Genomic DNA, 12,359 nt, shown 5'->3' with positions numbered 1-12,359 from the left:
GTTCGATTCCGGTCTTCAGCACCAAGAGATTCAAATTTGATTTGAATCTCTTTTTTTTATATAAAAAATAATATATGCAAAAATATAAAAAATATTAAATAATTAATTTTCATAAAAATAATAAAAATAGATAATTACGACAAAAAACGTTTATCTAAAGAGGAAAAAAATATGAATATAAAAGAAAGAAAATAAAAAAACTAGCATGATGAAATGAAAATAGAAAATTAATGTCTTACGAAAAAAATACCGGAAAACATTAAATGACATAATAATTTAATAGTAAATGATATCATTAAGTTATTGTTAAGAAAGGTGTGATTGAAATGCAATATGGTGCAGGAGTTCCGGTATATAATAGAGTTGATAGTAAAAAGGAAAAAATTACTAAATATAAATTAACAGCTGCTAAAATTATACTTATATTATTATGTGGATTTATGTTAAGTAGGGTTAAATTTTCAGTGGTGGATGGATTAATGATAGCACCTTTTGGTATGGCATTTTTAATTTCTGTTATAAATAAAAGAAAAAGCAAAGAAACTATATTTGCTTTTTTAGGAGTAATTATAGGTTATTTAAGTGTTTTTAGTACTGATTGTGATTCGTATGTATATCCTATTTTGGCAATTTCTATATTACTGATTTCCTGTATAACCAATAAAGTAGGAAAAAAGATTAAGATCAATAATATATGCATAATATGTGTAATAGAATTTTTAATAATTAAAAGTATTTTTGGTAGTCAAGGGTTATCTGTTAATATAGCCTTTGCATTAATTGAAAGCTTAAGTATAATACCTGTATTTTATGTTGTTAATTATGGTGTAGGATGTTTAGATGAAATAAAGCATAATTATTTTTTTAATATGGAAGAATTAATAAGCATGGCCATAGTGTTATGTTTAATGGTTGCTGGGGCAGGTAATATTGCTTTATTCGGTGTAAGTATCAGGAATATTGCAGCCTTATCAATTATAATAGTGATAGCATATGCTGGTGGAGCGTCAATAGGAGCAGTTATTGGTGTGACCATGGGCATAATTGTAGGTGTAACTAGTAAAAATATATTATTATTTATAAGCTTATATAGCTGTTGCGGATTGGTAGTTGGTGTATTTAAAGAAACAGGAAAGATTTTTTCAGCGTTGGCATATTTGATTTTAAGCTCAATAATTATAGGTTATTCAGCAACTATAAATATATATGGAGCAGTGGAAATAGCAATACCAGCAGTGATTATGTTATTAATGCCTGCTAAGGTTATAGAAGGTATTTTGCGAGAGTTAAGTAATGAAGAAAAAAATAGAATAATAAATGAAGCACAGATAGATGGAGTGAAGAGTGAATTTATAGAAAGAATAGAAGGGTTTAAAAAAATATTAGATAGATTAGCTAAATCTATGAATAAATTATCAGGTAATCATAAGCTAGAAATGAAAGATAAAAGTACAGCTATGATAGGAAATCTTGCAGATAGAGTATGTAATAACTGCGAAATGAGGAGCAAATGCTGGGAAAAAGAGTTAAACAATACTTTCTTTGAATTTTCAGAACTAATAGAAATGTTTGAACAAGGAAAAGGAAAGATAAATAAAAGTCTTAAAGAAAAATGTGTTAAAAGTAATACTTTAGTTAAGAGCTGTGAAGAATTATATAATATTTATACTGTTAATGAAGTGCTAAAAGAGAGGATGGGTGAAGGAAGACAGCTTATTGCAGAGAATATAGCTGGCATATCTCATGCTATGGATGATGTAATAAAGGAATTTACAAGAGATGTAGATAATTGCTATGAGCTTGATAAAGTACTTAAGAAAGCTCTGTCTAGAAAAAATATATCTTATAAGAATATATATTCATATACAGATAAAAAAGGTAGATTAAAAATTAAGATAGTTATGGAAAATTGCTATGGAGAAAATATATGTGGAAAAGCCATATTACCTGTTTTGAAAGAAGTTTTAAGGGTACCTTTCTCCATAAGCGATGAAGGTTGCAAAATAAATCCAGAAACTAATGAGTGTTCAGTGGTTATTGAAGAAAGTCCTAAATATCATATGTTATCATATGTTGCCTCAACACCAAAGGATGGAGAAAAGTATTCAGGAGACAGTTTTAATTTTGGTAAGAACAAGCATGGAATATATGTGATAGCATTAAGTGATGGTATGGGATCAGGTCCTGATGCGGGACTAGAAAGTAGCGTTGCCATAGATATAATTGATGAATTTACTGAGTGTGGTTATGATGAAGAAAATGCTGTAAAAGCTATTAATTCAATTATGAATATGAAATTTAGTGAAGATGAGAAATTTGCAACATTAGATATGTCTATGATTGATTTATATACAGGAGAGCTTTCAGTTATAAAGGCAGGTGCAGTAGCAACATTTATTAAGAGATATGAAGAAGTAGATGTGCTAAGTGATAATTCATTACCTTTTGGGGCAGTAGAAGAAATTGAATATAATAAAAAGAAAAAGAAATTAAAACATGGAGATATTGTTATAACCATAAGTGATGGAATTTTAGATGTAGATAAAAATAATATTGGTGATTATTCATGGCTTAGGACTTATTTAGAAAAGGCCACCACTAATCCTGATCAATTATCAAGAGATATCTTAGATAAGGCAAAAGAATTAAGTAATGGAAAGGTAATGGATGATATGACAGTAGTAGTATCAAAATTATATTCATTATATTAAAGAAGGGGATTAGTCCCTTCTTTAATGTTATATCTTAGATTTATATATTTACTTTAAAAAAATGTAAAGGTATCATTAAGGATGAAAATATAAAGAAAAGCAGGGGATATAGAGTGATTAAAAAAGTTGAAGATTTCATTATAGATAATAATATGATAAAGGCAGAGGAAAAAATACTGGTAGCTTTATCAGGTGGTCCAGATTCAGTCTGTCTTTTACATATACTGTATAGTTTAAAAGAAAAGTTAAATATAAATTTAGGAGCTATACATATAAATCATATGCTTAGAGGGGAAGAAGCACTTGAAGATGAAAGATATGTAAGTGATATCTGTGAGAAATTAGGAATAGACTGCTATATAGAGAGAATAGATATAAATAAAGTTGCTAGTGAAAATAATATCTCTTTAGAAATGGCTGGCAGGGAAGAACGTTATAAGGCATTTGAAAATATAAGAGAAAGATACGGATATGATAAAATTGCTGTGGCTCATAATGCAAATGATCAAGCAGAAACAATACTTATGCGTATGATGAGAGGAACTGGTTTAGAAGGATTAGTAGGTATAAAGGCTATAAGGGAAGGAGGAATAATAAGACCTATACTTTGTTTAAACCGTAATGAGATAGAAAGTTATTGTGCCGAAAATCATTTAATGCCAAGAATAGATAAAAGCAATATGGAAAGGGTTTATAGTAGAAATAAAGTGAGACTAGATATACTTCCTTATATGAAAGAAAACTTTAATAAGGACATAATAGATACTTTAAATAGGATGGCATTGATATTGAGCAAAGATAATGAATATATTGAAGAGCAGTCTAAGAAATGTTATGAAGAGTATTGTAAGTACACAAATGATAAGTTGATTATAAAACAGGATTTATTTATAAAAGAAAAAGAAGCCATAGTAACAAGAGTGATAAAGCGAGCTTTTAAGGAGATATCCAATAGCCATCAGAATTTTGAAATGAAACATATATATGATGTTATTGATTTATATAATAGAGGAACAGGAAAGAGCATAAATTTAACTAACAGCATCATAGCGGAAAATACTTATGGAGATATTATATTTAAGAAGAAAAAGAATGTGAAGAATGTAAAAAAAGAAACTGAAGTTTCTGTTATGAAAGAAAGTATAAATGAGGAAATTGAATTTAAAAATTACATTATTAAAATGGAAGTAATAGACAAAGAAAAAGGTATAGAATTTTCCAATAATCCCTTAATAAAACTATTTGATTATGATAAGATAGAAGAGAGAATTGTAATTAGAACTAGGAAAGATGGAGATAAGATGAAGCCTTTAGGCATAAAAGGTACAAAGAAGCTAAAGGATATCTTTATCAACCTTAAAGTTCCTAGGGAAGAAAGAGACATTATTCCACTTATTTGTTTTGATGATGAAATAGCTTGGATAGTTGGATATAAGGTTTCTGAAAGTTTCAAAATTACAAAGGGTACTAATAGAGTACTGAAAATATCTTTTGAAGGGAAGGAATAAGTTTATGAAAGAAGGCGTTAAGGAAGTTTTATTTAGTGAAGAGGATATTAGTATAAGAACTAAAGAATTAGCTAAAATTATTGATGAGGATTATAAGGGCAAAGAATTATTACTTGTGGGAGTGCTAAAAGGTTCAGTAGTATTTATATCAGAATTACTAAAGAGATTACATAATCCTTGTGAAATAGATTTTATGGCAATATCTACTTATGGAAATGAATCAAAAAGTAGTGGCGTAGTAAAAATACTTAAGGATTTAGATAGAAGCATAGAAGGAAAAGATGTATTGATTGTAGAAGATATAGTTGATAGCGGTATTACGTTAAAATATTTAATGTCTTACTTAAGTAGTAAAGGTGCTTCTTCAGTGGAAATTGTTACATTATTAAATAAATCTGCTAGAAGAGCTGTAAATGTTAGTGTAAAGTATGTAGGTTTTGAAGCACCAGATGGATTTTTAGTAGGATATGGTCTAGATTATGCTGAAAAGTATAGAAATTTACCTTTTATAGGTATATTAAAAGAAGAAATATATAGTTAAAAGTACTAGACGAAAGGGGGGCCTTGGATGAAAAAGTATTCAAGTGCAACTATTTGGATAATAGGATTGTTATTGTTTTTTGCAGTAGCAACTTTCATGCTTGATGGAAGTAGTGTATCAAATAGGATGGTATATAGTGATTTTCAACAAAAGTGGATAAATAATCAGGTTGAAAGCATAAATGTAAATGCTGATAAGATGACTATTGAAGTAACAACACAGGATGAAAAGAAGTATACGGTATATGCACCAAGTTCTATGATTGAATTTTTAAATGAACAATATCCTAAAGATGATATCAAAATAGAATATGTTGCACCGTCTAATAGCAGTATATGGGTAAGTCTACTTCCAACTATAATGATAATTATATTATTTGTAGTATTTATCTTCTTCTTTACACAGCAGTCACAAGGTGGAGGAAGCAGTGGAAGAGGAGTAATGAACTTTGGAAAAAGTAAAGCTAAGATGGTTATTCCAGATAGTAAAAGAGTAACATTTGATGATGTAGCAGGAGCTGATGAAGAGAAAGCAGAATTAGAAGAAATTGTTGATTTCTTGAAGCAGCCAGCGCGATATGTAGAAATGGGAGCAAGAATTCCAAAGGGAGTTTTATTAGTAGGGCCCCCTGGTACTGGTAAGACACTTTTAGCAAAAGCAATAGCTGGTGAAGCAGGAGTTCCTTTCTTTAGTATTTCAGGATCAGATTTCGTTGAAATGTTTGTTGGTGTTGGTGCATCAAGAGTAAGGGATTTATTTGAACAGGCTAAGAAAAATTCCCCATCATTAATATTTATTGATGAAATAGATGCAGTGGGAAGACAAAGAGGTGCTGGTCTTGGTGGAGGACATGATGAAAGAGAACAGACATTAAATCAATTACTAGTAGAAATGGATGGTTTCGGGGCTAATGAAGGTATTATAATGATAGCAGCCACTAATAGACCTGATATATTAGACCCAGCTCTTTTAAGACCAGGAAGATTTGATAGACAGATAATGGTTGGCAGACCTGATAGAAAAGGTAGAGAGGCAGTATTAGAAGTTCATACTAAGAAGAAACCATTAGATACTAATGTTAGTCTGGAAGTACTAGCAAAGAGAACTCCAGGATTCAGTGGAGCAGATTTAGAAAATCTAGCTAATGAAGCAGCGCTTTTAGCTGTTAGAAAAAATAAAAAGAAAATAGGTATGGATGAATTTGAAGAAGCTATAACAAGAGTAATAGCAGGTCCAGAAAAGAAAAGTAGGACAATAAGCGAGCATGATAGAAAACTTACAGCTTATCATGAAGCAGGTCATGCTGTAGTAATGAAATGTTTAAAGAATTCAGATCCTGTCCATGAAATAAGTATAATACCGAGGGGAATGGCTGGAGGATATACAATGCATCTTCCAACAGAAGATAGAGCATATACATCAAAAGAAAAGCTATTAGATGAAATGGTTGGACTTTTAGGTGGTCGTGTAGCTGAAAAGCTGATTCTAGGAGATATAAGTACTGGTGCTAAAAATGATATTGATAGAGCAAGTTCTATTGCCAGAGCTATGGTTATGGAATATGGTATGAGTGATAAAATAGGAACTATATCATACGGTAGTGATAACAATGAAGTATTTTTAGGCAGGGATTTAGGAAGAGGAAGAAACTTCAGTGAAGAAGTAGGAGCAATGATAGATAAGGAAATTAAGAGTTTAATTAGCAATGCTTATAACACAGCTGAAGAATTATTAAAGGAAAATGTTAATAAGTTACATGCAGTAGCTAGTACTTTGTTAGAAAAAGAAAAAATTGATGGCAAGGAATTTGAAGAAATTTTTGAGGCCAACTAAAAATAATGAGTTGTATCAGAATATATTTTGATATAACTCATTATTTTTGAAAAAAATCAAAAAAATAGAAAAAAGGCATACATTATATGTTTTTGTGTATAAAAAAAGTGGTAAAAATTAATAAAATACGAAAAATATTATAAAATTTTAAAATAATGTTCGATATAAGGTTTCAAATATATTTTTTCAATGATATAATTAATTATAAAATTAATTAGTTGTGGAGGTAGACTAAATGAAAAGTGATATACAGATAGCTCAAGAAGCTAAAATGAAGAATATAAGAGAAATTGCAGTAGAGTTAAACTTAAGTGAAGATGATATTGATCAATATGGTAAATATAAATGTAAAATATCTTTAGATGTTTTAGAAAGAAATAAAGATAATAAAAAAGGAAAGCTAGTATTAGTAACAGCTATTAATCCAACACCAGCAGGAGAAGGTAAATCTACAGTAACTATTGGGCTTGGGCAAGCATTAAATAAAAGAAATAAAAAAGCTATAGTAGCATTAAGAGAACCATCTTTAGGACCAGTTTTCGGTATGAAAGGTGGAGCAGCTGGTGGTGGATATGCACAAGTAGTTCCTATGGAAGATATAAACCTTCATTTCACAGGAGATATGCATGCTATAACAACAGCTAACAATCTTTTATGTGCAGCTATAGATAATCACATACATCATGGTAACTCTTTAAGAATAGATGCAAGAAGAATAGTATTCAAAAGAGTTATGGATATGAATGATAGAGCTTTAAGAAACATAGTAGTAGGAATGGGCGGAAAAATAAATGGCTTCTTAAGAGAAGATGGCTTTATGATAACTGTAGCTTCAGAAATAATGGCAATTCTTTGTTTAGCTACAAGTCTTCAAGACTTAAAAGAAAGAATAGGCAATATCATGGTTGCTTATGATTTAGATGGTAATCCAGTTTATGCAAAACAATTGGAAGTTCAAGGTGCTATGGCATTATTAATGAAAGAAGCCATTAAACCAAATTTAGTACAGACTTTAGAGAATACTCCAGCAATAATTCATGGAGGACCTTTTGCTAATATAGCTCATGGATGTAACTCTATAATAGCAACAAAAATGGCTATGGCTTTAGGTGATGTAGTTATTACAGAAGCAGGATTTGGAGCGGATTTAGGTGCTGAAAAGTTCTTAGATATAAAATGTAGATATGGTGATTTAAAACCAGAATGTATTGTTATAGTAGCTACAATAAGAGCATTAAAACACCACGGTGGAGTAGCTAAGGCGGACTTAAACGAAGAAAATGTTGAAGCGCTTAAAAAAGGTGTGGTAAATTTAGAAAAACAAATTGAAAATATGCAAAAATATAATGTGCCAGTTGTTGTTGCAATAAATAGATTTGTTAGTGATAGTGAAGCTGAAATTAAATTTATTGAAGAATTCTGTGATGAAAAAGGAGTAAAAGTAGCATTATGTAATGTTTGGGAAAAAGGTGGAGAAGGAGGACTAGAATTAGCAGATATAGTTAGTGATATCTTAGAAAATAATTCTTCTGACTTTAAAATATTATATGATGAAAAAGACTCAATAAAAGAAAAAATTGACACTATTGCCAGAGAAATATATGGGGCAAAAAGTGTAAATTATACTGCAGCAGCATGTAAGCAAATAGCAGAATTAGAAAAATTCAATCTTGATAAGCTACCTATATGTATGGCTAAAACACAATATTCATTATCAGATAATCCAGCTCTTCTTGGAAGACCAGAAGGATTTGAGATAACAGTTAAAGAAGTAAGAGTATCAAATGGTGCTGGATTTATAGTGGCGCTTACTGGTGACATAATGACAATGCCAGGATTACCAAAGGTTCCAGCAGCTAATAGAATAGATATTTTGCCAAATGGTGAAATAGTAGGTTTATTCTAAAATTTTACAAATATAATACTTGACAAATGATACGTAATTGTTAAAATTAGAGTGTTAATTTAAATTGTTACGTAATATTTGATAATAAAGGCAGCTTAAAGGCTGCTTTAATTATATTAAGGTGGTGCTTTTATGATTTTATTAGTAGATGTAGGAAATACTAATATAGTTATAGGTGTATATAAAGAAAATGAATGTATAGTTAGTTGGAGAATCAGCACTGATACGAAAAAGACTTCAGATGAATATTCAATTCAAGTTATGCAATTACTTAATCAATATGATTTAAATCCTAAAGAAGTTAAGGGTATAATAATATCTTCAGTTGTTCCAAATATAATGCATTCTTTGGAAAATATGGTTAGAAAAAGTTTTAATATTGAACCTATAGTTGTAGGACCAGGAGTTAAAACAGGAATAAATATTAGATATGACAATCCTAAAGAAGTTGGTGCAGATAGAATAGTGAATGCTGTAGCAGCTCATGATATTTATAAAAGAGATTTAATAATATTAGATTTTGGAACTGCTACAACTTATTGTGCAGTAACAAAAGAAGGTGACTATTTAGGTGGATGTATATCACCAGGAGTTAAAATTGCATCAGATGCGTTATTTGAAAGAGCAGCTAAACTACCAAGAATAGAATTAGAAGTACCAAAGAGTGTTATTTGTAAGAACACTATAACAAGCATGCAAGCGGGAATACTATATGGTTATATAGGGCAGGTTGAATATATAGTAAGAAGAATGAAAAGAGAAATGAATGAACTTGGAATAGATAATCCATATGTAATTGCAACAGGTGGATTAGCTAATTTAATAGCAAAAGAAACGGATATAATAGATAAAGTAGATTCAAGTTTAACTTTAGAGGGGTTAAGAATTATATACGAAAAAAATAAGGAGTAAAACAAATGAAAATAGGAAACCTTAATTTTGAAAATGGAGTTTTCTTAGCGCCTATGGCAGGTGTAACAGACATTTCCTTTAGAGGATTATGTAAGGAAATGGGCTGTGAACTTGTATATACTGAAATGGTAAGTGCTAAAGCACTATATTATGGAAGTGAAAATACTCAAAGTTTACTAAGAATAGCAGAAGAAGAAATGCCTGTAGCAGCGCAAATTTTTGGAAATGATCCTAAAATAATGGCTGAAATGGTAGAAAGACATTTTAATCCAAGGGAAGATATATGTATTTTAGATATAAATATGGGATGTCCTGCTAATAAAATAACTAAAAATGGTGAAGGTTCAGCATTATTAAAAGATCCAAAGTTAGCTGGTAATATAGTTGAAGCTATAAAAAAGGTTTCAACTAAGCCGGTTACTGTTAAATTTAGAAAAGGATTTGATAATGAAAATATAAATGCTGTTGAATTTGCTAAAGTTATGGAGTCAGCAGGAGCTGATGCTATTGCTGTACATGGAAGAACTAAACAGCAAATGTACGAAGGTAAAGCTGATTGGGATATAATTGCTAAAGTAAAGCAAAGCGTAAATATTCCCGTAATAGGAAATGGCGATGTTTTTACAGCAGAAGATGCGCTGAGAAGAAAAAAAGAAACAAATGTAGATGGAATTATGATTGCTAGAGGAAGTATGGGTAATCCATGGATTTTTAAACAGATAGATAATCTGTATAAAGGAAAAGAGCCTCTAATTATAACTCCAGAAGAAAAGATAAAAATGTGTATTAGACACTATGAGTTAGCCCTTAAATATGATGGAGAGCATAAAGCTGTAAGAGAAATGAGAAAACATTCATCATGGTATATTAAGGGATTACATAATAGTAGTGAAATAAGGAATATAATAAATACTGTAGATGATAGTGCTAGAGTAATAGAAATATTAGAGGAATACAGAGAAAGTTTAAGAAATATAGAAATTATATAATAATTTGTATATAATTATTATAGCAAAATTCATTAAAATGAATATAAATTAAAGTGTCAAGTAATAATGTAAGCAAACTATGGGTTTGTTGACATATTAAATGTGCTGATTTATAATATTTAAAATGATTTCAAGAATAATAATATATTAAAATAGACATCAGTAAAGTGAATGTTCGAAGGGGAGAAAGATATGAGCCAAACAAAACAATTCATAATGACTTATGAAGGTGTAAAAAAACTTGAAGAAGAGTTAGAATATTTAAAAACTGTAAAAAGAAAAGAAATTACTGAAAAAATCAAAGTAGCATTAGGATATGGAGATTTAAGTGAAAACTCTGAATACGATGAAGCTAAGAACGATCAAGCATTTACAGAAGGAAGAATTCTTCAATTAGAGAATATGTTAAAAAATGCTGTAGTTGTTGATGAGAGTGAATTACCTAATGATGTAGTATCGGTTGGTACTATTGTTAAAGTTAAAGACTATGATTTTGATGAAGAAGTAGAATATTCAATTGTTGGTTCAGCGGAAGCAGATCCAATGAATTTTAAAATATCTAATGAATCACCAGTTGGAAGCGCTCTAGTAGGTAAAAAGGTTGGAGATATAGTTGAGGTTGCAGTACCAGACGGAGTAAATAAGTTTGAAGTCTTAGGAATAAGAAGAGATTAATTGGAGGGATACTAATGTCAACTGAAGAAATGAATTTACAAGAGCTTGAGTCACAATTTAGTGAACAAGAAGCTCTTAGAAGAGAAAAGTTAGTTAAATTACAAGAGGAAGGAAAAAATCCTTTTGATGTATATAAAGTAGAAAGAACTCATTCATCTCAGCAAGTTAAAGATAACTTTGAAGAATTAGAAGGAAAAGAAGTAACTGTTGCTGGGAGAATAATGTCTAAAAGAGGGCAAGGTAAAGTTGTTTTCTCTGATATATATGATAGAGATGGAAAGATTCAACTTTTCATAAAGATTGATGAAGTTGGAGAAGAAGCTCTAAAGCAATACAAAACTAATGATTTAGGTGACTGGGTTGCTGCTACAGGTGAAGTATTTAAAACTAAAACAGGTGAAGTATCTGTTAAAGTTAAAACTGTTGAATTAATTTGTAAGTCATTAAAACCATTACCAGAAAAATGGCATGGATTAAAAGACCCAGATTTAAGATATAGACAAAGAGAAGTTGATATTATAACTAATCCAGAAGTTAAAGATACTTTCATAAAGAGAAGTCAAATAATAAGTGGAATAAGAGCATTCTTAGATAGTAGAGGATTCTTAGAAGTTGAAACTCCAATGCTTGCTACTATAGCTGGTGGAGCTTCTGCAAGACCATTTATTACTCACCACAATACTTTAGATTTAGATATGTTCTTAAGAATAGCTCCAGAATTATATCTAAAGAGATGTATTGTAGCTGGTTTTGAAAAAGTATATGAATTAGGAAGAACTTTCAGAAATGAAGGTATGTCAGTAAGACATAATCCAGAATTCACTATGATTGAATTATATCAAGCATTTGCTGATTACAATGATATGATGGAATTAACAGAAAACATGGTTGCAGAAGTATGCAAAAAGGTTAATGGAACTACTAAGGTTACTTATCAAGGAACTGAAATAGATTTCATGCCACCATGGAGAAGAATAACTATGGTTGATGCTGTTAAAGAATATGCAGGAGTTGACTTTAATGAGTTTAAATCTGATGCAGATGCACAAGCTGTTGCAAAAGAAAAACATTTAGAATTCCCTAAGCCATTAAATACTGTAACTAAAGGTGAAGTATTAAATGCTTTATATGAAGAATTCTGTGAACAACACATGATTCAACCAACATTTATAATTGATTATCCAGTAGAGATTTCTCCTTTAACAAAGAAGAAGAGAGGAAACGAAATGTTTACTGAAAGATTTGAAGGATTCGTATTTGGTAGAGAATTATGTAATGCATACT

Annotated in this window: 9 protein-coding genes; all 9 read left to right on the top strand. The window is 30.1% G+C overall.

Features of this window, described 5'->3' with window-relative positions; genetic code table 11:
• Window positions 1-326: 326 nt before the first annotated feature.
• Window positions 327-2,711 (top strand): stage II sporulation protein E, encoded by a 2,385-nt coding sequence (gene spoIIE, locus Q5O44_RS00095; protein WP_022166342.1) that lies wholly within the window; start codon window positions 327-329, stop codon window positions 2,709-2,711.
• A gap of 113 nt (window positions 2,712-2,824) precedes the next feature.
• A complete protein-coding gene (tilS, locus tag Q5O44_RS00090; RefSeq protein ID WP_022166341.1) occupies window positions 2,825-4,219 on the top strand; it encodes a tRNA lysidine(34) synthetase TilS in 1,395 nt (464 codons plus the stop codon).
• Window positions 4,220-4,223: 4 nt separating this feature from the next.
• Entirely contained in the window at window positions 4,224-4,760 is a 537-nt protein-coding gene (gene hpt / locus Q5O44_RS00085) for a hypoxanthine phosphoribosyltransferase (protein WP_022166340.1), read from the top strand.
• 27 nt (window positions 4,761-4,787) lie between these two features.
• The gene (gene ftsH, locus Q5O44_RS00080; RefSeq protein WP_022166339.1) at window positions 4,788-6,593 is read left to right on the top strand and encodes an ATP-dependent zinc metalloprotease FtsH; all 1,806 of its coding nucleotides are present in this window, start codon (window positions 4,788-4,790) and stop codon (window positions 6,591-6,593) included.
• Window positions 6,594-6,828: 235 nt separating this feature from the next.
• Window positions 6,829-8,499 carry a formate--tetrahydrofolate ligase gene (locus Q5O44_RS00075; protein ID WP_022166338.1) on the top strand — a complete coding sequence of 557 codons (1,671 nt, stop codon included), beginning with the start codon at window positions 6,829-6,831 and terminating at the stop codon, window positions 8,497-8,499.
• Between the two features lie 132 nt (window positions 8,500-8,631).
• Window positions 8,632-9,411, top strand: coding sequence for a type III pantothenate kinase (locus tag Q5O44_RS00070; RefSeq protein WP_022166337.1), 780 nt, complete (start codon window positions 8,632-8,634; stop codon window positions 9,409-9,411).
• A gap of 5 nt (window positions 9,412-9,416) precedes the next feature.
• Window positions 9,417-10,400, top strand: coding sequence for a tRNA dihydrouridine synthase DusB (gene dusB, locus Q5O44_RS00065; protein WP_022166336.1), 984 nt, complete (start codon window positions 9,417-9,419; stop codon window positions 10,398-10,400).
• A 192-nt stretch (window positions 10,401-10,592) separates the two neighbouring features.
• Window positions 10,593-11,075, top strand: coding sequence for a transcription elongation factor GreA (gene greA / locus Q5O44_RS00060; RefSeq protein WP_022166335.1), 483 nt, complete (start codon window positions 10,593-10,595; stop codon window positions 11,073-11,075).
• 14 nt (window positions 11,076-11,089) lie between these two features.
• Window positions 11,090-12,359: lysine--tRNA ligase (gene lysS, locus Q5O44_RS00055; RefSeq protein ID WP_302636967.1), on the top strand; the 1,270-nt coding region annotated here is incomplete at its 3' end.

The sequence above is a fragment of the Clostridium sp. CAG:221 genome (assembly GCA_000435835.1).
Taxonomy (GTDB): Bacteria; Bacillota; Clostridia; order Clostridiales; family Clostridiaceae; genus Clostridium.
This window is presented reverse-complemented; position numbering and strand designations above follow the sequence as displayed.